The 24,976-nt window shown below is 69.0% G+C and carries 26 protein-coding genes and 3 pseudogenes; 18 read left to right on the forward strand and 11 right to left on the reverse strand.

Annotated elements, in window-relative coordinates; genetic code table 11:
- Positions 1-2: 2 nt before the first annotated feature.
- Positions 3-2,327 (reverse strand): FdhF/YdeP family oxidoreductase, encoded by a 2,325-nt coding sequence (locus JYK17_RS28770; RefSeq protein ID WP_372465321.1) that lies wholly within the window; start codon positions 2,325-2,327, stop codon positions 3-5.
- Between the two features lie 21 nt (positions 2,328-2,348).
- Positions 2,349-2,936 carry a hypothetical protein gene (locus JYK17_RS28775; RefSeq protein WP_128804282.1) on the reverse strand — a complete coding sequence of 196 codons (588 nt, stop codon included), beginning with the start codon at positions 2,934-2,936 and terminating at the stop codon, positions 2,349-2,351.
- Between the two features lie 339 nt (positions 2,937-3,275).
- Between JYK17_RS28775 and JYK17_RS28780 the strand changes: the two genes are divergently transcribed.
- Complete coding sequence (locus JYK17_RS28780) at positions 3,276-3,494, forward strand: hypothetical protein (RefSeq protein WP_108012598.1); 219 nt, start codon at positions 3,276-3,278, stop codon at positions 3,492-3,494.
- Between the two features lie 89 nt (positions 3,495-3,583).
- Here JYK17_RS28780 and JYK17_RS28785 read toward each other — a convergent pair whose 3' ends face one another.
- Entirely contained in the window at positions 3,584-4,696 is a 1,113-nt protein-coding gene (locus JYK17_RS28785; RefSeq protein WP_222811504.1) for an FAD-dependent oxidoreductase, read from the reverse strand.
- Between the two features lie 196 nt (positions 4,697-4,892).
- On the opposite strand from JYK17_RS28785, the gene JYK17_RS28790 reads away from it, so the two are divergent.
- Entirely contained in the window at positions 4,893-5,813 is a 921-nt protein-coding gene (locus JYK17_RS28790) for a LysR family transcriptional regulator (RefSeq protein WP_108012600.1), read from the forward strand.
- A 55-nt stretch (positions 5,814-5,868) separates the two neighbouring features.
- Positions 5,869-6,192 (forward strand): annotated as a pseudogene (locus JYK17_RS41075) (NF041680 family putative transposase); the annotation flags it as partial.
- A 99-nt stretch (positions 6,193-6,291) separates the two neighbouring features.
- Here the strand turns inward: JYK17_RS41075 and JYK17_RS28800 are convergent.
- Positions 6,292-6,900: a TetR/AcrR family transcriptional regulator gene (locus tag JYK17_RS28800; RefSeq protein ID WP_234547257.1), complete on the reverse strand. Its 609-nt coding sequence runs from the start codon at positions 6,898-6,900 to the stop codon at positions 6,292-6,294.
- Positions 6,901-7,064: 164 nt separating this feature from the next.
- On the opposite strand from JYK17_RS28800, the gene JYK17_RS28805 reads away from it, so the two are divergent.
- Positions 7,065-7,697: an FMN-dependent NADH-azoreductase gene (locus JYK17_RS28805; protein ID WP_108012602.1), complete on the forward strand. Its 633-nt coding sequence runs from the start codon at positions 7,065-7,067 to the stop codon at positions 7,695-7,697.
- A gap of 240 nt (positions 7,698-7,937) precedes the next feature.
- Here JYK17_RS28805 and JYK17_RS40760 read toward each other — a convergent pair whose 3' ends face one another.
- Positions 7,938-8,819, reverse strand: coding sequence for a nuclear transport factor 2 family protein (locus tag JYK17_RS40760; RefSeq protein ID WP_234547255.1), 882 nt, complete (start codon positions 8,817-8,819; stop codon positions 7,938-7,940).
- Between the two features lie 52 nt (positions 8,820-8,871).
- A complete protein-coding gene (locus tag JYK17_RS28815) occupies positions 8,872-9,450 on the reverse strand; it encodes an NADPH-dependent FMN reductase (RefSeq protein WP_108012603.1) in 579 nt (192 codons plus the stop codon).
- 337 nt (positions 9,451-9,787) lie between these two features.
- Between JYK17_RS28815 and sigJ the strand changes: the two genes are divergently transcribed.
- From sigJ to JYK17_RS28835, 4 genes and pseudogenes are all read left to right on the forward strand, one after another.
- Complete coding sequence (sigJ, locus tag JYK17_RS28820; RefSeq protein ID WP_234547253.1) at positions 9,788-10,663, forward strand: RNA polymerase sigma factor SigJ; 876 nt, start codon at positions 9,788-9,790, stop codon at positions 10,661-10,663.
- Between the two features lie 91 nt (positions 10,664-10,754).
- Positions 10,755-11,207 carry a VOC family protein gene (locus tag JYK17_RS28825; RefSeq protein ID WP_222811505.1) on the forward strand — a complete coding sequence of 151 codons (453 nt, stop codon included), beginning with the start codon at positions 10,755-10,757 and terminating at the stop codon, positions 11,205-11,207.
- A 145-nt stretch (positions 11,208-11,352) separates the two neighbouring features.
- Positions 11,353-11,595, forward strand: a complete 243-nt coding sequence (locus JYK17_RS28830; protein ID WP_108012606.1) for a DUF5302 domain-containing protein — start codon at positions 11,353-11,355, stop codon at positions 11,593-11,595.
- A 46-nt stretch (positions 11,596-11,641) separates the two neighbouring features.
- Positions 11,642-11,985: pseudogene (locus tag JYK17_RS28835) on the forward strand (FAD-dependent monooxygenase); the annotation flags it as partial.
- A gap of 86 nt (positions 11,986-12,071) precedes the next feature.
- On the opposite strand, the gene JYK17_RS28840 reads toward JYK17_RS28835, so the two are convergent.
- Positions 12,072-12,980 carry a LysR family transcriptional regulator gene (locus JYK17_RS28840; RefSeq protein ID WP_222811506.1) on the reverse strand — a complete coding sequence of 303 codons (909 nt, stop codon included), beginning with the start codon at positions 12,978-12,980 and terminating at the stop codon, positions 12,072-12,074.
- A gap of 138 nt (positions 12,981-13,118) precedes the next feature.
- On the opposite strand from JYK17_RS28840, the gene JYK17_RS28845 reads away from it, so the two are divergent.
- The 5 genes from JYK17_RS28845 (at position 13,119) to JYK17_RS28865 (ending at position 18,815) form a co-directional block, all read left to right on the forward strand.
- Positions 13,119-13,937: an inositol monophosphatase family protein gene (locus JYK17_RS28845; RefSeq protein ID WP_222811507.1), complete on the forward strand. Its 819-nt coding sequence runs from the start codon at positions 13,119-13,121 to the stop codon at positions 13,935-13,937.
- Between the two features lie 66 nt (positions 13,938-14,003).
- Positions 14,004-14,600, forward strand: coding sequence for an NADPH-dependent F420 reductase (locus JYK17_RS28850; RefSeq protein WP_222811508.1), 597 nt, complete (start codon positions 14,004-14,006; stop codon positions 14,598-14,600).
- Positions 14,601-15,569: 969 nt separating this feature from the next.
- A complete protein-coding gene (locus tag JYK17_RS28855; protein ID WP_222811509.1) occupies positions 15,570-16,706 on the forward strand; it encodes a hypothetical protein in 1,137 nt (378 codons plus the stop codon).
- 40 nt (positions 16,707-16,746) lie between these two features.
- Positions 16,747-18,051, forward strand: coding sequence for an FAD-dependent oxidoreductase (locus JYK17_RS28860; RefSeq protein WP_108012611.1), 1,305 nt, complete (start codon positions 16,747-16,749; stop codon positions 18,049-18,051).
- Between the two features lie 83 nt (positions 18,052-18,134).
- Positions 18,135-18,815: a TetR/AcrR family transcriptional regulator gene (locus JYK17_RS28865; protein WP_108012612.1), complete on the forward strand. Its 681-nt coding sequence runs from the start codon at positions 18,135-18,137 to the stop codon at positions 18,813-18,815.
- 95 nt (positions 18,816-18,910) lie between these two features.
- Here the strand turns inward: JYK17_RS28865 and JYK17_RS28870 are convergent, their stop codons facing one another.
- Positions 18,911-19,699: an enoyl-CoA hydratase-related protein gene (locus tag JYK17_RS28870; RefSeq protein WP_128804286.1), complete on the reverse strand. Its 789-nt coding sequence runs from the start codon at positions 19,697-19,699 to the stop codon at positions 18,911-18,913.
- A 331-nt stretch (positions 19,700-20,030) separates the two neighbouring features.
- Between JYK17_RS28870 and JYK17_RS28875 the strand changes: the two genes are divergently transcribed.
- On the forward strand, positions 20,031-20,855 hold the full coding sequence (locus tag JYK17_RS28875) for an SDR family oxidoreductase (RefSeq protein ID WP_222811510.1): 825 nt from the start codon (positions 20,031-20,033) through the stop codon (positions 20,853-20,855).
- A gap of 90 nt (positions 20,856-20,945) precedes the next feature.
- Complete coding sequence (locus JYK17_RS28880) at positions 20,946-21,566, forward strand: alpha/beta fold hydrolase (RefSeq protein ID WP_308011718.1); 621 nt, start codon at positions 20,946-20,948, stop codon at positions 21,564-21,566.
- On the opposite strand, the gene JYK17_RS28885 is transcribed toward JYK17_RS28880, so the two are convergent.
- A complete protein-coding gene (locus tag JYK17_RS28885; RefSeq protein ID WP_222811511.1) occupies positions 21,535-22,191 on the reverse strand; it encodes a cysteine hydrolase family protein in 657 nt (218 codons plus the stop codon). The two genes, JYK17_RS28880 and JYK17_RS28885, sit on opposite strands and share 32 nt — an antisense overlap.
- 51 nt (positions 22,192-22,242) lie before the next feature.
- Between JYK17_RS28885 and JYK17_RS28890 the strand changes: the two genes are divergently transcribed.
- The 3 genes from JYK17_RS28890 (at position 22,243) to JYK17_RS28900 (ending at position 23,442) form a co-directional block, all read left to right on the forward strand.
- Complete coding sequence (locus JYK17_RS28890; protein ID WP_222811512.1) at positions 22,243-22,755, forward strand: PadR family transcriptional regulator; 513 nt, start codon at positions 22,243-22,245, stop codon at positions 22,753-22,755.
- Positions 22,756-22,847: 92 nt separating this feature from the next.
- Positions 22,848-23,153 carry an NUDIX hydrolase gene (locus tag JYK17_RS28895; protein ID WP_222811513.1) on the forward strand — a complete coding sequence of 102 codons (306 nt, stop codon included), beginning with the start codon at positions 22,848-22,850 and terminating at the stop codon, positions 23,151-23,153.
- Positions 23,113-23,442, forward strand: a complete 330-nt coding sequence (locus JYK17_RS28900) for a hypothetical protein (protein WP_222811514.1) — start codon at positions 23,113-23,115, stop codon at positions 23,440-23,442. Before JYK17_RS28895 ends, JYK17_RS28900 begins: the two co-directional genes overlap by 41 nt.
- A 235-nt stretch (positions 23,443-23,677) precedes the next feature.
- On the opposite strand, the pseudogene JYK17_RS28905 reads toward JYK17_RS28900, so the two are convergent.
- A pseudogene (locus JYK17_RS28905) lies at positions 23,678-23,926 on the reverse strand (transposase family protein); the annotation flags it as partial.
- A gap of 28 nt (positions 23,927-23,954) precedes the next feature.
- Complete coding sequence (locus tag JYK17_RS28910; protein WP_222811515.1) at positions 23,955-24,926, reverse strand: aldo/keto reductase; 972 nt, start codon at positions 24,924-24,926, stop codon at positions 23,955-23,957.
- Positions 24,927-24,976: the final 50 nt, after the last annotated feature.

Here is a 24,976-nt window from a genome sequence, read left to right on the forward strand (position 1 = left end):
GACTACCGGGCTCTGCTCGGCTCGACTCGGATCAGGATGGACTTCGTCGTCGGGGTGTTGCTCGTCTCGGCCGTGGCGTCCAGGGCGACCAGTACGTTCGTTTCCGGGAAGTAGGCGGCGGCGCAGCCGCGGGGTGTGGGGTAGCGGACGGCGCGGAAGCCGGGGGCGCGGCGCTCACCGTCGGGGTTGACGCTGATCAGGTCGACCAGGTCACCGTCGCCCAGGTGGAGGTCGCGCAGGTCGTCCCGGTTGAGGAAGACGACGCGTCGCCCGCCCTTGATGCCGCGGTAGCGGTCGTCGAGGCCGTAGACGGTGGTGTTGAACTGGTCGTGCGACCGTACCGTCGTCAACAGCAGGTGCCCTGGCGGGACTTCGTGTGCCGTCGGAGGGTTGACGGTGAAGCGGGCCTTCCCGGTCGAGGTGGGGAAGGTGCGGGAGTCGCGTGGTGGGCGAGGCAGCATGAAGCCGCCGGGTTGCCGGACCCGCTGCTCGAAGGCATGGAATCCCGGGACGACGTGCTCGATGTGACGGCGGATCAGGGCGTAGTCGTCGCGCATGGCGTGCCAGCCGAGGTCCTCGCCGAACAGCGTGTGCCCGAGGTCGGCGATGATCGCGACCTCGCTGCGCAGGTGCGGAGATCCGGGAAGGAGGCGTCCGCGTGAGGCGTGGACCATGGCCATGGTGTCCTCCACGGTGACGAACTGCTCGCCGGTGGCCTGCCGATCGCGTTCCGTGCGGCCGAGACAGGGCAGGAGCAGGGCCTCGGTGCCGTGGCACACATGGGTCCGGTTCAGTTTCGTCGCGACATGGACGGTGAGGGCGCAGCCGCGCAGGGCGGCCTCCGTGACGTCCGTGTCCGGGGTGGCCGAGGCGAAGTTGCCACCGAGCCCGATGAACACATCGATGGTGCCGTCGCGCATCGCCTTGATCGAATCGACGGTGTCCAGGCCGTGGGCGCGGGGCGGTTCGAAGTCGAACTCGTCGCGGAGCCTGTCCAGGAACGCGTCCGGCATCTTCTCCCAGACGCCCATGGTGCGATCGCCCTGGACATTGCTGTGACCGCGGATCGGGGCGGGGCCGGCGCCGGGACGGCCGATATTGCCCCGCAGCAGAAGGAAGTTGACGACCTCGCGGATGGTGGCCACCGCGTTGCGGTGCTGGGTGAGTCCCATCGCCCAGCAGACGATCACGCTGTCGGCCCTGAGCACATCAGCGGCACAGTCCTCGATCGTGCCGCGGGACAGACCGCTCAGCGTCTCGATCTCCGACCAGTCCAGCGCGCGCCACGCGGCCGCGGCTGCCTCGAAGCCGTCGCAGTAACGGTCGATGAAGTCGCGGTCGAGGGTGGAGCCGGGCCGGGCGTCCTCCCGCTCGATCAGTGCGCGGTTCAGTCCTGCGAAGAGAGCCAGATCGCCGTTGATGCGCACGGGGAGGTGACGATCGGCGAGCTGCGTACCAGGGCCTGCCAGGCCACGGCCGGTCTGCGGGTTGTGGAAGCGGCCGAAGCCCGCCTCGGGGAGGGGGTTGGCCGCGATGATGCGCGCACCGCGTCGTTTGGCCTGCTCCAGTGCGGTGAGCATGCGGGGATGGCAGGTGCCGGGATTCTGGCCCACGATGATGATCAGGTCGGCGTGGTCGGTGATGTCCGCATAGGTGATCAGGCCTTTGCCGATGCCGAGCGTCTCGGCCAGGGCCGCGCCGCTCGATTCGTGGCACATGTTCGAGCAGTCGGGCAGGTTGTTGGTGCCGAATCGGCGTGCCAGCAGCTGGTAGAGGAAGGCGGCCTCGTTGCTCGTCCGACCGCTGGTGTAGAACACGGCGCGATCGGGATCGGCCAGCCCGCGCAGGCGCTCAGCCGTCAGCATCAGCGCATCGTCCCAGCTGATGGGCGCATAGTGAGTGGCGCCTGGCGCGAGATGCATCGGCTGGGCGAGGCGGCCCTGTGCCTCCAGCCAGTGACCGTCCCGTTCACGCAGGTCGGAGATGGGATGCTGGGCGAAGAAGGACGCGTCGACGCGTTTGCGGGTGGCTTCCCAGGCGACGGCCTTCGCGCCGTTCTCGCAGAACTCCGCGCTCTTACGGTGCTCGGGATCAGGGTCGCCCCATGCGCAGCTGGGGCAGTCGAAGCCGTCCACGTGGTTCACCGACAAGAGCGTTTGCAGACTCCGCCTCGGACCCATTTCCTCCAGGGAGTAGTGCGCGGATTCGACGATGCCGTGAATTCCGACGCTGGACTTCTTGGGACCTGACGACATCGGTTCCGACTCCGGCGGAGCGTTCCCCGCCGCAGGGCTCGTGCCGGTCGGACGAGTCGGTTGCTCAGCCATGACCGATGACCGCCTCTTTGTTCATACGGACCAGTGATATCCGAGGGTGAAGTTGACCGTGGCGGCGTACGCGAGATACATGAGCCAACCGCCGGTCGCGATGTGGAAGAGTCCCAACGCGCGTTCTCCGATCGCGAGTCCGACCGAGGCGAAGAGGTCGAAGAAGTAGATCGCGAACAGTCCCAGGAAGAGCAGGCCGACCGGCCAGTCGGCAACCTTGAAGAAAACTGTCGCGCCCATCGCGGAGATCACCATGAAGGCGACGCACATGCCTGCGTTGGTGCGTGGATCATTGCCGCGATACCGGTTCCAGCCGATCGCGAACCAGTGAATGCCGTAGGCCGAGAACGCCAGCGCTGCCATGTACAGCGGCGGTTCCTTCGCGAATACCTGGAGCCAGGTGAGCCCGACGAACAGGATCATTCCCGTGATGAGCTGGCACAGGCCGGGCATCCAGATGCCCCAGACCCCGAGCCCCCGGTTCACCGCATCGCTCTTCGGTGGATAGCCGAACAATTCGTGCGGACCGTAGATCAGATAGCCGGTGCCGAGGCCGAAGAAGCCGAGCGCCAGCGGCGGAAATACCGAGGGGGCGAATGTCACGTCCATCGTTCTCCTCCTCTGAAGAAGAACCGACGATGATGTCCTCATGACCGGCGGTCGAGCTGCCCACCCCGTCCAGGACCCCGGCGCCACCCGGAACCGTGATCACTGGGAACACGCTCCGCCGCGCACAATCTCTTTACGAGTCTCCGCCTGCTCCGGCCCCTTTCGTATGATGCAGCTCACAAATCGACGGACTTTTGCAGTGCCGCCTGCTTCTGCCCGTCGCGAGGTCATGTCGGGCGGGCCCCGGGGTCACCCGTTTGGCGGTACGGGGTGAGCGGGGGTGGCTGGTGGGGGTGATGGTGGGACTGTCTGCAGATCTCCCTTCGGAGGAGTTTGATCATGGTCATTCAGAAGCTGCACGAGGCGGGTTTGCGCAGTGATCACGCCTACACGGCTGCGGTTGTCTCGATCGGGCTGTCGTTCTTGTCGTGGACGGCGTCGGTCAAGGGAGAGGCAGCGGGGACGGATCGCGCCGACCGGTGGGGGATCTTCGTGGGTGAGTGGGCGCCTACGTTCTTCGGTCTCGGGCTAGCGCTGGCCCAGTACGAGCAGGACTGACGAGGCGGCGTCTGGTTCCTGTGGGGTCGGCCAGGGGGCCGACCCCACTTGTGTGTCTGGACGGCGGTCGTGGCGCTGGGAGGGGTGTGTCAATGGGAGGGGCGCATGGTGGGCTGTTGTCGAGTGATCATCCAGTGGCTGAAGGCGACGTAATGCCGCGCGAACTCCTGCGGTGTGGGCGCGTGTTCGACGGCCGCGGACAGGCGCGCGACGTGGGCGTAGTGCGGGATCTGTACGGTCTCGTAGGCGGCCAGTGCAGCGGGTACGTCGCGGCCGGCGCCGAGCAGGTGCCCGAGCAGGGCGGCGTCCTCGATGCCCAGGGTCGCTCCGGCGGTGATGTGCGGAGACATCGCGTGCGCCGCGTCCCCGGCCAGAACGACCCGCCTGGAGGCCCAGTGGGGGAGCGGCGGCACCAGCATGACCTGGTGGTGCAGGACCCGCTCCTCGGGCGTGGCCGCGATCAGCCGGGCCATGGTCCCGTCCCGCCCACCGTCCTCAAGGTGCACGATCCTTTCCAACGCCTCCTGCTTCGAACTGCCCATGGGTGAAGGCGAGTTGAACTGGTTCACCAGCCAGTAGACGCTGCCGTCGTGGGTGCGTACGTAGCCGCCGCGGCAGCCGTTGGTGCCCAGGATCAACCGGTCCTCGGTCACCGTTCCGGCGGCGTCCGGGATGACGGCCCGCCAGGAGTAGTGACCTGCGTGCTTCTGTGCCGCAGCGCCCGGTACCAATTGGGCGCGCACCGCCGAGTGCGCCCCGTCCGCCCCGACGAGCACATCGGCGTCCAGGCTGACGGCGTCGGACAGGTGGACCGTGACGTGGTCCGCGTGCTCCTCGTACGCCGTGAAGCCGCTGGACAAGCGGATGTTGTCCCGCCCGACGGCGTCGGCGAGCAGATCGTTGAGCTTGGCCCGGTGGACCAGCAGGTACTGATGGTCCTCGGGACCGTAGCCAGGGGTGTCGAGCAGGCTTCCGGCCGGATCGTGGAAGTGCATCTCGGTGGGTGCGCCGATATTGCGCACCTGCTCTCCTACGCCGAGATCGTCGAAGACCGCCAGCGCGTTCGCCCACAGCCCCAGCGAGGCACCGGCCGCGCGGATCTCCGGCGCGCGCTCACAGATCACTACCTCGAACCCGGCCCGGCGCAGCGCGAGCCCGGTCGTCAGGCCCACGATCCCGGCACCGATCACGACCGCGCGCATCACAGCGCTCCCGTGATCGCGCCGGCGTTGCGACGGCTGGAGTCATGGTGCTCGCAGTGGCGAGATGAGGGTGGGCAGGTGTGGGTGTCCATGGCGTCCTCCTGGGGTCGTCGAATGCCTCCGACGCTACGAACCAGAGCCGATTGACACCAGTGCAATCTTGATAGGGACTCTTTTCGCAGCTGATAATCCAGGGATGGACCATGCCGATCTGAGCCTGATCGAGGCCCTGGACGCGCTTCTTGCCGAAAACAGCGTGACGAGGGCCGCGGAACGCCTGCACACGTCACCGCCCGCGATGAGCCGAGCCCTGGCCCGGCTGCGTCGCGCCTTCGACGACCCGCTCCTCGTACGCGCCGGACGCGACCTCGTGCCCACGCCTCGCGCGCTGGAACTACGGGGGGAGGTGCACGCGGTGGCGGCCAGGGCGCGGGCGCTGTTCGCGCCGTCCGGCACCGCCGATCCCAGCACCGCCGTGCGCACCTTCGACCTCCAGGTGAACGACATGCTGTCCACCACCTTCATCCCGCCCCTCCTCGACGACCTACGGGCCCGGGCGCCCGGCATCTCGCTGCGCCTGCGGCCGGAGACCATCGAGGAAACCCCGGCCCTGCGCGAGGGGTTGGTCGATCTGGAGATCGGTCTCGTGCGGCCCTGGGACCCGGAGATCCACTCGGAAACCCTGCTGACCGAGACGCTGATCGGTGTCGTACGCCCGGAACATCCGCTGGCGAGGGCGAAGACCGTCACACCGCGACGGTTCGCCGGGACCGATCACATCGTCGTGTCCCGGCGCGGTCGGGCGCACGGACCGATCGACGAACGGCTCGCCGAACTGGGCCTGAGCCGGCGCGTGGTCGCCGTGGTCCCCACTGTCGCGACCGCCCTGTTCCTGGCCCGCCAGACCGACGTCGTCAGCGTGGCGCCGCTGGGACTCGGCCGGCCAATGCTGGAGACACTCGGCCTGCGCACCTTCCCCATCCCTCTGCCCCTGCCGCACCTGACCATCGGCATGGCATGGCACCCCCGCAACCACCATGACCGCACACACCAGTTGCTACGCGAACGCACCCGCCACATCATGACTGGCGCTGCCGACAGTGGGGGGCTGGGGTGATGCCCAGGCAGGGGTGATGCCGAGTCAGGGGTGACGCGGTGTGTGCTCGTCGGCGCGCTCTGGGCGTCAGCCGAAGCGTGGCAAGGTGTTCCGCTTCGCCGAGCCGGAGACCTGGGGTCGGCTGGACGCGGCAGCCGTGCAGGTCACCGACCGGTACGGCACCGCCCGTGCCATGGTCTGGGACGGCATCCACCCCGCCTGACCACCCGCTCCGCGTGGAACGACCACACCAGCGAACTCCCCATCATGCGAAAGCATGTTGATCAGCCTCCAGGTCGACCGCCTGCCCCTCGGTGGCGACCCGCTCTCGTTCTGGCTCTGGTCATCGGCCACCGGCTTGAACAGCGAGGAAGCCGCCATGCGCTGGCAGGCGTGGGTCCCGGAACCCCCGCCCGCACGTGCGCTGACCGACCCGTGCATCAACCCAACACCCGGCGTTGGTGTACCACTTGGATCGAAAACCCTGCGGCCTGGAGGATCACCGCGTCAGGCGTTCGATCAGCGTTTGCCAGGCGTCGGCCAGGAGGTCGTAGATCTCCGCCGTTTCGTTCGCGTCGGTGTCGGGGCGCGAGAGGTAGAGCAGCAGGGGGCCCTCGAGGGCGGCGGTGAGCTGGATCGCGACGCCGGCGATGTTCGGCATCGGTGCTCCTTGCTGGAGCAGTACGCGGATGTGGAGTTGGGTCACCGAAGGGTCGCCGACCGGGGCGGGCTGATTGCGGTCGAGTGCGGCCCGCGCGATGACGTGGTGGTCCAGGAGGAAGGCGATGCGGGCGCGGCCGTAGGCGATGAGACGGTCGATGGGCTCGGCGCCCGGCCCCAGGGGCGGTGGCCCGGACATCACCTGTTCTTGGAACCGCCGCTCGTCCGCGTCGAGCAGCGCCCGGAAGATGCCGGCTCGGGTGCCGAAGTGGCGGAAGACGGTGCCCTTGCCGAGGCAGGCGCGTTCGGCGAGGCCGTCCATGGTGACCTTGTCCGCGCCGCACTCCGCGAGCATCTCGCGGGCGGTTTTGAGCAGGTGTTCGCGGTTGCGCACCGCGTCGGCGCGTTCGGCGCGCGGTTTTCCGAAGGGCACTACGGGGCGATCCACAGGATCAACTTACAGGCACGACTATGAAGCGGGGTAAAGTCCGTTTATGCTGAGGCTGCGGCACGCCGGGCCCTTGGCCTGTCGCATTGCCACATCCATGGCACGTCCCGCACGACTCGCACGACCCATCCGTGGATTACTGCTTCTACCGAGGGATCACGACCATGAATCTGTTCCGCCTGGATGCCAGCATCCTGCCGAGCGCCTCCACCACCGCCGAGATCGCCGACATCATCGAGACCGAGTGGACCGCGGCGCACCCTGGAGCCACGGTGACCCGGCGCCACCTCGGTACCGACACGCTGCCCGCTGACGCCTGGACACTCGCCACGACCGCGGGCTTCACCCCTGAAGGGGAGCGGACCCCGGCCCAACGCGAGGCGCTCGCCCTGGGTGCGGCGCTCGCCGAGGAGGTGCAGAACGCGGACGCTGCGGTCGTGGCCGTCCCGCTGTACAACTACGGCGTTTCCCAGCACTTCAAGGCCTGGGTGGACCTCGTCATCGCGGGCGCCGGCCCCACCACCCCGCTGCTCAAGGACACACCGACCGTGCTGGTCACCTCGTTGGGAGGCGGCTATGGGCCCGGCACCCCCCGTGAGGGCTGGGACCACTCCACCCCCTACCTGCAGCGGATCCTCGCCGACGTCTGGGAGGCCGATCTGGCCGTCATCAAGCGAGAGTTGACCCTGGCCGCCACCGCGCCCGGCATGGAGAGCCTGCGAGACCTCGCTGCACAGCTGCACACCGACGCACTCGCCGCAGCCCGCGAGACAGGCAAGACGCTCGCCCGACGCTGACTGCGTCCGCCTGGTGGGGGGGGCGACCGCGCGCCACGTCCCCCGCCGGGGCAGGCGCCGTGGTGGTGTGCCCCGGTGAGGCCGGCCGCGTGCCGGCGGATCGGTCAACAAGCCGTTCCCCAGCCGCTCGCCTCTATCCCCGCGAGAACCCGGCGGACCGTGCGCGAAGCAGGGCTGCCGACCCACTTCCTACGTGTTGACGTCTCTGGGCACCTTGCTCGCGCGGCGGTGGCCGGCCGCTCACTTCTTGGGCGGCGAGTTCTGCGCGGGATGCGACGGTCCGTGATCCGTGACGGATCCGCCAGGCCGCCCGGCGAGAGGGGTGGAGTCGAGATAGCGGATCTCGTAGGCGCGTTCAGTGAAGCGCCAGCCCTCCGGGGTGCGCTCGTAACGGTCGTGGTAGATCCCGTAGTTGAGGTGTGAGGTGCCGTCACGCATCCAGATGATTTCGGAGAGATGGGCGCGGCCGGTCGCGGTGTCTCCTGAGAGCAAGGTGACCCCTGAGTGGGTCGTCTGGACGAAGACCTCGAAGTGGGACTCGCGTTGCTGCCCGAGCGTCCGAATGCTGTCGCGGCCGGCGGCCTCGATGCCGGCGGCCGGAATCCGGACGACGCCGTCGGGTGTGAAGAGTGAGGCAAGTCGGTCGTGGTCGTTCATCATGGCGGCGTCTGTGAAGTGAGCGCGTAGCGCGTCGATCTCGATGCGGTCTTGCAGCTCGTCCCGTTCGCTTGTCGCCGCCTCGCTCACCAGTCGCCCGCCGACGGCGGTGCGTTCGTCGCGCGTGGTCACCAGGTCGACGACGATCGCGTCGCGATGTTGCTCGCCGAGCGCCGTGGCGACCGCGTCTGTCACTGCTGCGACGAGCCGGGCCGCGATGTCCGGGCCGTCGGGCCCGGCCAGCGCCTTGTCCCGGATGGCGAGCGTCACGGTCGGCCCCACTTCGTGGCGGGCAACCCCTCCGACGGCCCAGCGGCCGACGGCGAGGCCGACGAGTCGTACGACCACGAGGCTGCGAGCCCACTCGCCGTAGACGGAGGTGACCGCATCCGTGAGGCGGGCGCTGAGGTCGTTCTCGTGGCCGGTGAGCTGAGGCTCGAGAGCGTGGACGGTGAGATGAGGCATGGCTGGTCGTCTCTCTTCTGGTTTGCATCGGTTGTCCCGCAGGTGCGGCAGCTCAGGCGACGGGCGCCGGGTGGGCGCTACGCACAGGTTCGAGTGCCTCGGTCCAGGCGACGACACGGTCCAGCAGGTCCTCCAGCGAGCGAGCCCTGGAGTCGTTCGGAGCGAACACCGAGTAGTTCTCGAAGTCCGCGGCCAGGTGGAGGGAGACCTGGGCCGGCACGTCGGCGAGTCCGAGCAGACCGCAGATCTGCCGCAGTTGGGCCGCGGACCCGGTGCCGCCGGCGACGCCGTAGGAGACGATTCCGGCGGCCTTGTTGGCCCAGCCGGTGTAGACGAAGTCGATGGCGTTCTTGAGGGCCGCGGGGAGCTGGTTGTTGTACTCCGGCGTGACGAACACGAATCCGTCGTACGCGTCGATCGTGCGCACCCAGGCCTGCGCCTCGGGGCCTCCGGTTCCGCCCATGGCGGGTGGAAGGGTCTGATCGAAGAGCGGAAGGCGGAACTCGGCGAGATCGACGAGCTCGAACTCGGCGTCCGACCTTGACGTCGAGACGTCGTGGACCCACGCGGCGACCTGCGCGCCGAGCCGTCCCGGACGGGTGCTGCCGATGATGATGCCGATCTTGGTCATGTCGCATTCTCCTGTTGCGAATCGGGGCGAACCACAGACATGCGGTCGCCGTTGTGGTCGGCCGATGCAGTAGGCGGGTGTGCCCACACCGACACAGGCACGGACACCCACACCCACACCGACGCGGCAGCGGCCTCGATCGTCAGGAGCTCAGCTGAGCCGAGCCGAGTCGAGTCGAGTCGAGCCGCCGTCGTCCTCGCCCCCTGACATCGGCGGCGCCTGATTCGTCGTATCTCGCGGGACGATGCGTACGTGGCGAGCGAAGGGCACTGACCGGATGGACAGCACAGGCGGAAATGAGGGTGCTTTGGCGCGTGGTGATGAGGACGAGCCGCTCATGTCGGAGCGGCGCAACCTCGCCAATCTCGCCTACCGGCTGCTCGGCTCGCTGACCGAGGCGGAGGATGCCGTCCAGGAGGCGTACGCGCGCTGGTTCGCACAGCCTGCCGAGCGCCGGACCGCTGTCGCGAATCCCGCAGCCTGGCTGAACACTGTCGTGAGTCGGATCTGCATGGACCAGCTCCGTTCGGCGCGTATGCGCCGGGAGCGCTACGTCGGTGAGTGGATTCCGGAGCCACTGCCTGCGCGCGCCGAGTGGAGCGCGCTCTCCCACGGATCCACGGCGACGGACCCCGCCGACCACATCACGTTGGACGAGTCCGTCGAGATGGCGTTCCTGGTCGTGCTCGACTCGATGACGCCGGCCGAGCGGGTCGCGTTCATGCTGCACGATGTGTTCCGGGTGCCGTTCAACGAGGTCGCCGAGATCGTCGGCCGCACGCCGGGTGCCTGTCGTGAACTGGCTTCGTCGGGGCGTCGGCGCGTGGCCGCTGCCCGCACCCGCGAAGCCGGGGCGCCGGGGCGTTCGGCCATCGTCGGTGAGTTCCGGCAGGCGTGGCAGGCCAAGGACGTGGATGCTTTGGTACGGCTCCTCGACCCGTCGGTCGTCGCCATCGCCGACGGCGGCGGTCGCGCGATGGCCTCGCCGGTGCCTGTCCAGGGCCACCTCCGAGTCGCGGAGTTCCTGGTACACCTGGCGGAGCTGGCGGGTCGGCTCGATCTCCTTGAGCGGACCGTCAATGGCCAGCCGGGCCTCGTAGCTGTGAACGGGGGTCAGGTGCTGACCGTGTACGCGTTCGACATCGGCGAGGACCGCATCCGGCGTATCTGGGCGATCCGCAACCCGGACAAGCTGCGTTCATGGGGCAGTTGAGGTGCGCGTCGACCCGTCGAGCCTGACAACTCCCGCTGCAAGGACGTCGAGCGGTGGACCGGATCACTCGGATCTCGGAGAGGAAGCACCGATGTCGCTCAACGCCCATACCCTCCACCTGACCGCCCGCGGCACGGACGAGGCGTCCGCCTGGTATCAACAAGCCTTCGGAGCCACCGAACTCACCAGGCTGGTGGTTCCCGGCGGCCGGCTGATCCACGTCCAGCTCCGCATCGGGACGCTCACCCTGATGCTGGCCGACGAGTTCCCTGAACTGGAGTCCTTCGGGCCGCAGCACTTCGGCGGAACCTACGGTGCGATCTACTTGCATGTCGACGATGTCGACGCCGCCTGGCAGCGGGCCGTGGGTGCCGGGGCCGCGGTGATCCGCCCGTTGAGCGATACGTTCTGGGGCGAGCGAGAAGGCCAGCTGCTCGACCCGTTCGGCCATCGGTGGGGGCTCACACAGCATCTGCGTGACGTCCCGCCCGCCGAGCTGCAGAAGCTCACGACCGAAGCGTTCTCCGGGCTTGCCGGGGGGTGAGTGCTGTGGTGCCGGTGACGGGTTTTCTGAGGGGTTTCCCACGGGCGGAACGCAATCTCGCCAGTGTGGGAATTTCTGGCTGTGGCAGTGGGCTGCGCAGGGTGTGACAAGCTGTGCTTCTCATCCCGGGATCCAGGAGGCCGTCATGACCGAAGAGTCTGCATCGCCAGAAGGCACAGAGCCGGCCGACACCGAGACGGGCGCTCTCACGCCCGACGAAGACGGTAACTACGACCTCAAGCGCAAGTTCCGGGAAGCCCTCGCCCGCAAGCGTGGCCTCCAGGCTGATGGCGCCGAGTCAGCTGCACACGCCGATGGGTCAAAGATCCGTGCCGCGCACGGCCCGGTCGCCGGCCAGCGGTCGTTCCGCCGCAAGAGCGGCGGCTGATCGATCAGGTGCTGCGCGGAGACCTGCGCCGCATCCTGATCGACTCGGGTCGACCGTGGCGACCGGCCTCCTCGTCGGCGCGGACGGGCGCCTGGTCGAGGGTCCGGCCGCTGCTCTCCGATGCGAAGCCCCGAAGCCCGAGTACGTCGGCACGTCGTTCATCGAGACCTACCTGTACGACGCCGACCGGCGCCACCCCGCAGCGGCCAAGGCCACCGGCGACGGTTCCCTTTTCGCCGTCACCACCGGCAAGGGGATCCTCGGCCATCGCGAGGCCGACGCCGTACTGCACACCTACGTCGCGCTGAACAAGCCGCAGGAGTGGATCGCCGCCCCGAATGGGCGCCTGACCTCACTACGCTCATCACCGATGGGGAAACCACCCTGGTCCCGTTGCGCACAACCCGCGTAGGTCTGCTGGCGTGGGTCTCGCCGCGCCTTCACGGCCGTACGGCACTGAGGTTGCGCCGTGCCGGCTACGACGTTGCCGGCGCCCTCGCCAGCGCGGTTCGCGCCAGCCCGCGGAGCCAGGCGTGGGCGCGGTCGGTGTCGTAGCGCTGATGCCATGACAGGTATACGGGTGCGGGCGGGAGTTCGAGCGGGAGGGGGAGTACGACCAGGCCCAGGTCGGCGACCAGTGAGTGGGTGGTGGCTTGGGGGACGCTGACCAGAAGGTCGGAGCCGCGCGCGAACTCCAGCGCGGCCGGTTCCGTGGGCGCGGTCGCCACCACGCGGCGGGTGAGGCCGAGCCGGGCGAGGGCGGCGTCGACAACATTGCTGAGGTTCCCGCGTCGCGAGACGGTGACGTGCTCGGCGTCGGCGTACCGCTGTGCGGTGACGGTCCTGACGCGGGTGAGGGGGTGCGCCTGCCTCATGACGACGACGAGACGGGACTCGCCCACGGTCTCGCAACGGACGTCCGGTGCGCTCGGGCGGTTGGCGTTCGCCTCCAGGTCCACCTCGCCGCGCCGCAACTCGGGGGTGTCGATGCTCGATTCCGCCACGAAGCGCAATCGCACGCCCGGCGCCGCTTCACGCACGGCCGACAGCAGTGCAGGGCCACTCAAGGCGACCAGCGAGTCGTGCCAGCGGAGGGTGAAGGTGCGCTCCAACGTTGACAGATCGAGTTCACGGCTCGGTGCCAGCACCCCCTGGACCTGCTGCAGCAGCTCGTGCACCTGTTCCCGGACGCCGAGCGCGTATGGCGTCGGCGTCATCGTGCGCCCGGTGCGCACCAGGATCTGATCCCCGGTCGTGCGCCGAATGCGACCCAGGCTCCGGCTCATCGCGGGGGCGGTGACATGCATGCGTTCGGCGGCCCCGGCCACACTGCCCTCTTCCAGCAGCGCGTCGAGCGCTGCCAGCAGATTCAGATCCAATTGCATGTGAGTAATCCTAGCCGTTCTTTACATGCATTTGATGTTAATCAAGGGGGTGGATACCGTCGATTCCAGAGCGCTGAACGCGACGCGCACACCCCGGCCGATTGGTCCCAACACCTGCTGTTCGCAAGGGAGTTCACCATGTCCGAAATAGCTCGGACCGCCGACGTCGCCGCCTCCGACGCCGACCTGCTCGACCAGACCGCGAGCGCCGTGCGCGCGGCCGGTTCGGCGCTGCGCGAGCGCTTCGGCGAGGTGGTCCGCTACCAGTCCCGCGAAGAACTGACGCGCGCGCTCGCCGTCAACGACGACGCGGCTCTCGACATCCTGCGCCCCCGCCTCACGCGCCTGCGCCCGGACGCCCGCTGGGTGGAGGAGGAGCTGGACGGCGGGGCGTTGCCGCCCGGCGAATGGTGGGTCGTGGATCCGGCCGAAGGCAACATCAACCACCTGCACGCCCTGCCGGACTGGGCGGTGACCGCCACCCTGGTGCGCGAGAACCAGCCGGTGCTCACCGCGGTCCACCTGCCGTTGACCGGCGAGACCTACACCGCGCTCACCGGCGCGGGCGCCCACCTCGACGGCCGGCCGCTGCACGTCTCCCGGACCGCGGAACTCGGCCTGAGCATCGTGGCCACCAGCCAGGCCCGGCCGGAGGAGGACGAGAAGGTCGTACGGCGCGTCGGCTCCTCGATCACCGCGATGCTCTTCGACGCGCTCGTCGTCCGCACCTCCGTGCCCGCGACCCTGCACCTGGTGAACGTGGCCGCCGGCCGGATCGACGCCTTCTGGCAGTTCGCCGGCGCCCGCGCGGATCTGCTGCCCGGGGCGCTGCTCGTCACCGAGGCCGGCGGACGGATCTCGGAGGCCGAGGGCCGCCGCTGGACCCCGCAGAGCGAGAGCTTGCTGGCCGCCGCGCCCGGCGTCCACGCCGAGGCCGTCGCCACGCTCTCACGCTGACCGGCCCGCCACGCTCTCACGCTGACCGGCCCCCACAACCTGCTTGTCCAGAAGGAGCAGATCATCATGACCACGATCGCAGTTCTCGGAAACGGCCGCGTCGGCGGCAGTCTGGCCACCGCCCTCACCCGGGCAGGGCATGAGGTGAACGTGGCGGACCGCACGCCGGGCGCAGCCGCCGACGCCGTCCGTGCGGCCCGGATCGTCATCAACGCCACCCCGGGAGCCGGCTCGCTGGATCGGCTCGTCGCTCTGCGCGAGGAACTGCGCGACAAGATTCTCGTCGATGTCTCCAACGCCACCGTCGACGGACCGGACGGACTGCCCGCCCACCTGATCTACCCCGGCTCGAGCCTCGCCGAGCAACTCCAGGAAGCGCTCCCGGAAACACGCGTCGTCAAGACCCTCAACACCATGCTCTTCCCGGTGATGACCGCACCCGCCACCCTCACCCGGGCGCCCGACGCCTTCCTCTCCGGCGACGACCCACAGGCCAAGCAGACCGTCCTCGACCTGCTCACCGACCTCGGCTGGCACAAGGACTGGATCACCGATCTCGGCGGGATCAGGACCGCCCGTGCCACGGAGGCCGCCGTACTCTTCGTACCGCACGTGATCCGGACCACCGGATTCGCGCCCTTCGCGATCTCGATCGCCCGCTGATCCGCACACAGTGCACCGCAGTCGGGCGGGACCGACAGGAGTCGGTCCTTGGTGGCAACAACGACGTGCCGCAACCCGACCGCCGACACGTGCAGTTCGAGAGGGGTGGTGTCGCGGTGTGGCGATGATCAGGCAACGGCTGAGTGAGCTACGACGTCGAGCCTTCGCGGGGCGCACCGGTGAGATCGAGCTGTTCCGGTCGATGCTGGGCGAGGGAGGCGTGCTCTTTCTCCACGGCCCCGGCGGCATCGGCAAGAGCGCACTGCTCGACGTTCTGGCCGAGGTCGCCGCGTCTGTCGGCGCCGATCCGATCACCATCGACGGCCGCCACGTGCCGCCGGTCCCCAGTTCCCTCGAAGCGCATTCCATCGGCAGCCGGGCGGTACTGCTCCTCGACACCTACGAGTTGCTCGCCCCGATCGACGACTGGGTACGGGACGTGTTCCTGCCCGCGCTGCCCGCCGACACGGTCGTGGTCATCGCGGCACGACAACCGCCCTCCTCGCCGTGGCTGGCCGACCCCGCCTGGCGCGAGCTGATCCGGGTCGTCGCGCTGCGCAATCTCGCACCCCGCGACGGCCGCGCCTACCTGGCCGGACAGCACGTCCCCACAGAGTTCCACGAGCATCTGCTCGACATCAGCCACGGCCACCCGCTCACCCTGTCCATGCTGGTGGACGCGGTGCGGCGGGGCGGTGGTGCACTGCCGCGCACACTCGGGGACCTGCCCGACGTGGTGCGCGGTCTGCTGACCCGCACCCTGGACGAGGTACCGGGGCCGCGCCATCGGCTGGCGCTGGAAGTCTGCGCGCACGCCAACGTCATCACCGAGACCGTCCTGCGATCCGTGCTCGGTGACGAGGCCGGGGAGCTGTTCACCTGGCTGCGCACGTTGTCGTTCGTCGAGGAGGGCCCGTACGGCCTGTTCCTGCACGACATGGTCCGCGACGCCCTTGACGCCGACCTGCGATGGCGCGACCCGGGCGCTACGCCGAGGTGCATCACCAGGTACGCGCCGACCTGGTCGCGCGGATCCGCTCGGCGCCGGACGCACGGGAGCAGCAACGGCTCCTGGCCGACGCCATCGTCGTGACCTGCCCGCGCACCCGGCTCGCGGCATACGTCGCGGCCGCACGGCCCGTCGGTCACCACATCGATGAGCTGCGGCCTCAGGACACGGCCCCGATCGCCGAGATGACGACCCGGGCTCAGGGGACGCAGCAGGCCGCGCTGGTGGCGTACTGGATGCGGCGCCAACCGGACGCCTTCCGGGTCTTCCGTGGACGGGACGGGCAAACGCAGGGGTACGGCGCCTGCCTCGACCTGTGCGCCGAGGACTTGGGGGTGGATCCGGGTGTCGACAGCATGTGGCAGTACATCCGACGTCACGGCGCGGCACGCCCCGGCGAGCACGTGCGGGCCTGGCGGTTCTTCCTCGACCGTGACCACGGGCAGGCTTCCTCGCCGTCGCTGACGCTGTTCGCCGTGTGCCAGGTCCTCGACATCCTCACCCGTGATCGCTCGGCCTGGACCATGGTGGGGGCGTACGCGGATGCCGGGTTGTGGGAGCCGACGCTCGGCTATCTGGACTTCTGGCCCGCAGCCGAGGCGGCGTACGCCATCGGGGACACCACCTACCCGGTCTTCGTCCACGACTGGCGGCGTACCGGCGTCGACGAGTGGCTGGAGCTCATCGCGGCCCACGAGGTGGGCGCACCGGCCCGACCGGCCAAGGAGCAGTCGGCCGAACTCGTCCTCTCCCAGGCCGAGTTCGCCGAGTCGATCCGCGCGGCGCTGCGCGACCTGCCCCTGCCGCAGGCGCTGGGGCGCAATCCGCTGGTGCGATCGCGGGTCGTGCGCTCATCCGCCGCAGGGCTCGACGAACTCCTCGCGATGGCCGCCGAGTCGCTGCGGGCCGACCGCCGCGGCCTGTTCGAGCTGGTCGACCGCACCTTTCTGCACCCGGCCGGACCGCAGGAGCGCGTGGCCCAGTCGCTCCACCTGTCCTTCAGCACCTACCGCCGGCACCGGGACCTGGCCGTGACCCGGATCGTGGACTGGATGTGGCAACGCGAGGTTCATGGACACCCGATGGACACCGATTGACCTGTTTACGGGCATGGGGGAGCGCCAAGCATGACGTCTCATGCCGAACGAAAACGCAGTCGTCCTCGGTGCCGGCTTCGCCGGTCTCCTCACCGCCGGAGTGCTCACCAAGTTCTACCGTCAGGTCACGGTTGTCGACCGGGACCCGGCCACCAACGAATACCGCCGGGGCGTCCCTCAGGGCCGACATGCCCACAATCTGCTTCCGGCCGGGGCACGAGCCGTCGACGAGATCTTCCCCGGTCTGGTCGACGAGATGAGAGCCGAGGGCGCGGTTCTGGCGGACGTGCTGTCGGACTACCGCTTCTACCTCGGTGGTAAGGAACTGCCGCGAGTCCCGGTCGGCGCGCACTCCGTCCACGCCACCAGGCCGTTCTACGAGCGCCACTTGCGCCGGCGGCTGGTCGCCCAGGACGGCTTGCGGATGGAGCTCGGCGCCGACGTGGTCGGCCTGATCAGCGATGACCGGCGGATCACCGGCGTACGCATCCTGCCGCGGGAGCCCAGCAGCAGCGAGGAGACATTGCCTGCCGACCTGGTGGTCGACGCGACGGGCCGGGGCAGCCGTACGCCGGTGTGGCTCGAGCAACTCGGCTACGGGCGTCCCCCCGAGCAACGCGTCGATGTCGACGTCGCCTACGCCAGCCGCCTGGTCCGGCTCCCGCCCCAGCACGACCGGGCGCTGCTCATCGGCGGAGATGTCAAGGCCAACGGGCGCGGACTGCTGTTGCTGGCGGTCGAGGAGGGCCGGCACGTACTGACCGTCACCGGAACCGGCTCTGCCCTGCGTCCACCGACCGACGAGGCCGGATTCGAGGAGTTCGTCGCCGCGGCGGCCCCGGACGACGTGGCCTCAGAGCTGAAGACCGCCGAGGTGCTCAGCGACATCGCCGCGTACCGCTGTCCCGCGTGCCGGTGGCGACGGTACGACAAGCTCGCCGGTTTCCCGGACGGGCTGGTCGTCGTCGGGGACGCGCTGTGCTCGTTGAGCCCGGTCAACGCGCAGGGCCTGACAGTGGCGGCGCTGGAGGCCCGCGCGCTGGCCGACACGCTCTCAACCGGCCGGTACGACATCGCCGCGGGCTTCTTCGTCCGTGCGACGCGCATTCTGAACGCGCCGTGGGGGATGGCCGGCGAGCCGGATCGACCCGCGAATCCGTTGCAGAGGATGCAGGGCGCCATGATGAGCCGCCTGATGGCCGCGGCGGCCACCGACGGCACGGTCGCCGCCCAACTCATCCGCGTTCTGGCCCTACTCGATCCGCCGTCGAAACTGATACCGCCGACTGTGCTCGGGCGGGCGTTGCGCCGGGGGCGTGAGACCGGGAGGGCCGATGAGGATTGACGGCAAAGCCGCACGGCCCCGGGGCGCACGTGTGTGGCGAGGAGCACTCAGGGGCCTGTGCGGGACATGCGAGGATACGGGGCATGGGACGCCCGAGGATCAAGCCGACGCCGGAGGCGCCGACCACCGCGCGGGGCCGGCGTACACGTGACGCACTGATCCGTGCGGGCCGGGAGATCCTCGAAAGCCAGGGCTGGCCCGGCTTCACTCCGGAGATGGTTGCTCAGACCGCAGGGGTCTCGTACGGGACGTTCTATACGTACTTCGAGTCCAAGGAAGACCTGCTGGGGCATGTCGTGCGGGTCGTCACCGGTGAGATGTTCACGGCGAGTCTGCTGCCGCCGGATACGCCGGACGATCCGTATGCGCGGATCGTGGAGTCGAATCGTCGCTATCTGCGGGCCTGGGATCAGGCGTCGAAGGTGGTGCGGTTCGGGGAGCAGAACGCTTACACCGACGAGCGGCTGCGTCAGCTGGTGGTGGAGATCCGCGAGCTCTATGTGAGCCGCAGCACGGAGGGCATCAAGCGCCTCCAGGAGGCAGGGCTGGCGAACCCCGCCCTGGACCCCCGGCTCACAGCCATCGCCCTCGGCACGATGGTCGAACAGGTCTCGCATGTCATCGACACCCTGGACGAGGCTTTCGACGAGGACATGATCGTCGATCACCTGTCGCGGCTGTGGGCCTCGGCCCTGGGCCTGCGGGGCGCTCCGGACGAGGGCTGGAACGCGGGCGGGCACGGCAGAGGCGCGCAGGCTGATTGAGTCGTTCCGAGATGCGCCGTCGCTCTGGGGCGGTCGGTGCACCGGGGCCGGCCGACGTACCGGGGTGGGCCGACCGCGCCCGGCGCGCCGGACTTTCAGCGACCGATGAAGCGCGGCTTCTGCTTGGCCAGGAATGCCTGGAGGCTGCGGCGATGGTCCTGCGAATCTCCGGTGAACGCGATGAGGTCCGCTTCGTTCTCGAGGGCTACGTCGATCGTTGAGAGGGAGCCGACGTTCACGGCCTTCTTGATGGACGCCAGGGCCAGGGTGGGCCCCTGAGCGAGGGCCACCGCGGTACGGCGCACCAGGGCTTCGAACTCGTCGTCGGCGACGGTCTGATGCACTAGGCCCAGGTCGAACGCCTCGCCCCCACCGACGACGCGAGGGCGCAGCAGCAGGTCGAGCGCGATGCCGCGTCCGACGATGCGGGGCAGGGTCCAGGAGATCCCGGTGTCGCAGGACAGCGCGATGTGCGCGAATGCCGTGGTGAACGTCGCGGAGGCGCACGCGATGCGGAGATCGCAGGCCAGCGCCAGGGCCATGCCACCGCCTGCCGCAACACCATTGACGGCGGCGATGACCGGCTTGGGCATGGCGAGGAGTTCCTTCACGAGCGGGCTGTAGCGCTCACGCACCGCCTTGGCCATCGAGCCCCCATCGGGGGCATTCCGCGCTTCCTGCAGATCCTGTCCAGCGCAGAACGCGCGACCGGCACCGGTGAGGACGACCGCGCGGACATCCGCATCGCGGGCCGCCGTACGCAAGGCACTCAGTAGCTCGGTCTGCGCAGCCAGGTTCAGGCTGTTCAGCTGGTCGGGGCGGTTGAGCCGGATCGTGCACACGTGGTGGTCGGTGTCGACCACCACGACGGGCTGAGCGGGCATGGGGTCCCTTTCGGATGCCTGCGGAGGGGCGGGGCAGAGGGGCGGGGCAGGAGGCGGTCACCACGTGTCGGCGGTGTCCGAAGCCCGATCCTGCAACTGCGTGCAGAATCCAGGAATCCGCCTTGACTGACAATATTGTCGAGTCGAATGTGAGGCGCTTCACGGCAGAAAGGCGCTGTGCAGCGGCATGTTGCGAGGCTCGTGGTCGGCCGAGCCTAGGTGTCCTCCACGAGTACTTGACTATTTTGTCGTCTACGGTGAGGCTGACCGCGCCACAGTAGGGCCGACCATCGGGTGTCGATCGTCGGCGGAGCGCCAGGAGACATTGCGCATGGACGTCCAGTTCGACTTCACCGGCAAGAACGCCGTCGTCTTCGGCGGCACGACGGGTATCAACCTCGCCGTCGCCGACGCGTTCGCCGCCGCAGGAGCGTCGGTGGCGGTGGCCAGCCGCAAGCAGGCCAACGTCGACGCGGCCGTTGAACGGCTCCGCGCCCACGGGGGCAAGGTGAGTGGGTTCGTGTGTGACGTGCGGGACATGGACTCGGTCAGCGAGGCCTTCGAGACCGTCGCCACGCAGTGGGGGCCGGTCGATGTCCTGGTCTCCGGTGCGGCGGGCAACTTCCTCGCCGAGGCGGCCGCGCTGTCCTCGAACGGCTTCAAGGTGGTCGTGGACATCGACCTCAACGGCACCTTCCATGTGATGCGAGCCGGCTTCGAGCACCTCTCCCCGGGGGCTTCGGTCATCAACATCACCGCGCCGCAGGCGTGGATCCCGGTGCGGTACCAGGCGCACGTGTGCGCGGCGAAAGCCGGCGTCGATCAGCTGACGCGGGTGCTGGCCCTGGAGTGGGGCAGCAAAGGGATCCGGGTCAACGCCATCGCGCCAGGGCCGATCGCCGGAACCGAGGGCATGGCCCGCCTGTCGCCGAACGACCCGAACGGCGAGGGGATCAAGACGATTCCGCTGGGCCGGTTCGGCAGCAAGAAGGAGATCGCCGACCTGGCTCTGTTCCTGTCGTCCTCGGCCGCCTCCTACATCTCCGGAGCGGTCATCCCCTGCGACGGAGGCGGCTCACACGAAAGCATCCGCGCCGTCGAAGAGGCCGGCCGCGTTTCGCCGCGCGGTGACCCAACCTCGCTCGCCGCGCAGTGAACGAGCCCCGCTCGTTCTGGTGCCGGGCGGTGGAAGGGTTCCTGGTCGTATGAGGCGGTGCTTCCGCTGCTGGAGCGTGCAGGTCATGCCGTGCACGCCCTGACCCTGACCGGTCTGGGGCCGGACGACGAGGCGACGGCCGTCGCGAGCGCCAACCTCGACACACACGCCGACGACATGTTGCGGCATCTGGATCGTCGCCGGCTCGCCGACGTGACGCTGGTCGGCCACAGCTATGCCGGCATGGTCATTTCAGCCGTCGCGGATCTCGTGGCCGGCCGGATCTCGCGGCTGGTGCATCTTGACGCTTTCGTGCCGCGCGACGGTGAGTCCTGGTGGTCGTCGACGAACGAGTATTTTCGCAACCCGGCTGCTGCCGGCGCTGCGCACACCGGCTACTCAATCCGACCGCCCGACGGGAGCGATCCCCGCCGCCGTCCGCATCCCCTCGCCTCGTTCTTGCAGACGATCCGGCTCACGGACAAGGCCACCCAGGTTCCCTGCCGGGAGTTCGTCTATTGCTCGGGGTGGGAGGACAGGACGCCGCTCGCCGGACTGCGCGCCCGGCTTCTGGCCGATCCCGGTTGGCTGGTCCACGAATTGCCGACAGGCCACGACGCCATGCATGAGGCCCCGCAGGCGGTTGCCGCGCTCCTGCTCGGCGAGGGAGCGGTGGGCATCAGTCGGCCGGTGTTGCCAGTCGGTCGGTGATCTCGTCGGCGGTAAGCACGAGGGCGAAACCTTTGCGGAGGACGGCGAGTTCGGGTTCTTGCCGCGACTCGTCGTCGGTGGCTGTGACGTCGGAGCCGAAGACGACCTTGTAGCCGCGTTCGTAGGCCTGCCGGGCGGTCGTGCCGCAGCAGTAGTTGGTGAGCGTTCCCGTGACGATGACCGTGTCGCGGCCGAGGTTGCGCAGCATCGTGTCGAGCGGGGTGTCGTAGAACGCGCCGTAGGAGGGTTTGCGGATGACGGCCTCGTCGGGGCGGCGGCCCATCGGGGCCCACACCTCGGCAGGGCCCGGCCGGCGCCAGTCGGTGTCGGCGTGCGGGAGGAACCGCAGGGCGCGCGGCCGGTCCAGTCCGAGATGGGTGTCGTCGAAAATGGTCCACAGCACCGGGACGGAGGCTGCCCGGCATGCCTCGACCAGTCGGTGCAACCTGGGCGCCATCCGGGTGGCGGCGGGCACCCAGTAGGGGCTCCAGCCGGGCCGGACGAATTCGTCCTGCATGTCGATCACCAGCAGTGCCGTGCGTTCGGGTCGTACGTCGAACGATGCCCGGCCGCGCTCGTACGCGTTGCGCGCCCGTGTGCTCACCCATTCCTCGGTGTATGCCATGACTCCTGCCTCGATTCGAGGTACCTCGTTTCGAGGTGCGAGAATAGCAGCATGCTTGAACTAGCGATCCTGGGATTTCTGGCCGAGAGCCCGCTGCACGGCTATCAACTGCGCCACCGGATAGAGCACTTGTCGGGCCACACCCGGCCGGTCAGCGATGGCAGCCTCTACCCGGCGATCAATCGGCTGGTCAGCGCCGGGCTGCTGGAGCGGCGCACTGAACCGGGCACCTCGGCCGCTCAGCGACACACCCTGAGTCTGACCAAGGCCGGCCACCGTGAGCTGCTGCGCCGACTGCTGAATGCCAAGGGCCTGGACATCAGCGACGGCACGCGATTCTTCACGGTCCTGGCGTTCCTGTCCCACCTGCCCGACATCGCTGACCAGCACGCGGTACTGCGACGGCGACTTGAGTTCCTGGAACAACCCGCGAGCTTCTTCTACGACGGTGAGCGCGGCCTGGGCGCAGACGACACCGACGACCCCTACCGGCGCGGCATGCTCACCATCGCCCGAGCGACCAGCCGCGCCGAAAAGGCCTGGCTGCGGGAGGTGTTGGCCTGACATCCCTGCCCGCGCGGAAAAAGACCGGGAAGTTCGCCAAGTCCTTTCGCTGAAGGCGCAGTTGGCTCAGGCCGCGGCATCCGTCGAGGAGCGTGAAGGACCGGGAGGCCCTGATCCAGGAAGTCCCCCAGGAAGTCGGCCTGAGGGTCTCGCCCGTGGCCAAGGTCTGGGAATCACAGAGCGAGGACGGCACGTCTGGCCTGCACTGGTGGACGGCGGAGGCAGAGCAGGGCGACGTCGTGATGCATCCGGGGGAGGTGAGCGACACACGCTGGGTCACATCGCAGGAGTTCTCGCAGCTGCAGCCCGTCTTCGAGGGCGACCGCGTGTTCTTCGACCACGTACGGTGCCGCCAGCGTGGCGGTTCCCGCCCATGCCACCGCGCACGCCGGTCATGACCGCGCCGCGCTGGCCGGCCTGTTGCTCGCGGTGTGGGGCTTGGCATCAGCCGTAGGCGGTCTCTGGTACGGAGCCTGGCCGCCACGAGCGCCCCTGCACCGCCAACTCGCCTGGCTGCTTGGCGGCGTGGCCCTGAGCCTTGCGGCACTCGCTGTCCTGCCCGGCCCGACGGGACTCGGCGCAGCGCTCGCCCTCGGCGGTGGTGTCATCGCCGCCTGCTTGACGGTCTACATCTCCCTCGTGGGCCGCGTCGTGCCTACAGACATGCTCACCGAGGCGTACACGTGAATCGCCACCGTTCCCGTCGCCGCCAACGCGGCCGGAGGAGCGGCGGAGGGCACCCTCGTCGACCAACCGGGCGGAATTCCCTGGGCCTTCGTCCTGGCAGGCGTGATCGTGGCTGCCGCCGCGGTGACGGCCGCATGGCCGTCCGGACCGGCCGTTGTGTGCGGCACGAAGGGATTGCGGGTGTGTCTGATCAGTGAGGGTTTTCAGCGTTGCTTCTCCAGGGCGAGGGCGGCCCGCAGGTCTGGAAGATCTTGTGAGTGCGGGCGGCCGTCAGGTCGTAGGCCCGGCCCGGTAGTGCCGGCGACAGCCACAGGACTTACCGGCCAGGCCCGTGATGGCCGGTGACAAAGGCGTGGGCGGTGCCGACGGACATCCCGAAGGCTCTGGCGATACGGGCGAGGGTGTCGTAGCGGCGCAGGTACACAAGTGCGACCAGCGCACGACGGTCAGCGGGAACACGGCACTCGTCGCTCGGATGCCGACTCGCCGCATGCCTGGTGGTACGTCTTCGCTCAGCGGTCGATGGCGGCCATGTTGTCCGCGTCGTAGCGCTCGCCGGAGGCCGGGGGCAGGTCGTTGAGGCGGGCGATGTGGCCGGCGGAGAGCTCGATGCGGTCGGCAGCGGCGTTCTCCTCCAGCCGGACTACTCGCTTGGTGCCGGGGATGGGTGCGATGTGATCACCCTGGGCGAGCAGCCAGGCCAGGGCGACCTGTGCGGGCGTGGCGTCGATCTCGGCGGCCACGGCCCGGACCTCGTCGACGATCCGCAGGTTGCGTTCCAGGTTGCCGTCGGCGAAGCGGTGGTTGGTGCGGCGCCAGTCGTCGACGTCGAGGTCGTTCAGGGAGCGGATGTTGCCGGTCAGGAAGCCGCGGCCGAGCGGGGAGTACGGCACGAAGCCGATACCCAGTTCACGCAGGACGGGCAGGATCTCGGTCTCCGGGTCGCGGGTCCACAGCGAGTATTCGGACTGGACCGCGGTGACCGGATGCACGGCGTGAGCGCGGCGGATCGTGGCGGGGGCGGCCTCTGACAGGCCGACGTGGCGGATCTTGCCTTCGGCCACCAGTTCGGCCAGTGCGCCAACGGTGTCTTCGATGGGCGTGCCGGGGTCCACCCGGTGCTGGTAGTAGAGGTCGATGTAGTCGGTGCCCAGGCGCTTCAGTGATCCCTCCACGGCCAGGCGGATGTTGGCCGGGGTGCTGTCCGGAGCCGAGCCACCGGTGTGGGAGATCAATCCGAACTTGGTCGCCAGCACCACCTCGTCCCGGCGCCCCTGCACGGCCCGGCCGACCAACTCCTCGTTGATGAAGGGGCCGTACCCCTCCGCGGTGTCGATATGGGTGACCCCGAGGTCCAGAGCACGGTGGATCGTGCGGATCGACTCGTCGTCGAACTGGCCGGAGCCGGTGTAGAACGCCGACATTCCCATGGCTCCGAGACCGATGCGTGAGACCTCGAGGCTGCCGAGCGAAACGGTTCTCATGGCGCGGACTTCCCTTCCCATTCGTTAAGTACCGATCGGTTCAGAACTGT

Source organism: Streptomyces plumbidurans (assembly GCF_019857225.1).
Taxonomy (GTDB): domain Bacteria; phylum Actinomycetota; class Actinomycetes; order Streptomycetales; family Streptomycetaceae; genus Streptomyces; species Streptomyces plumbidurans.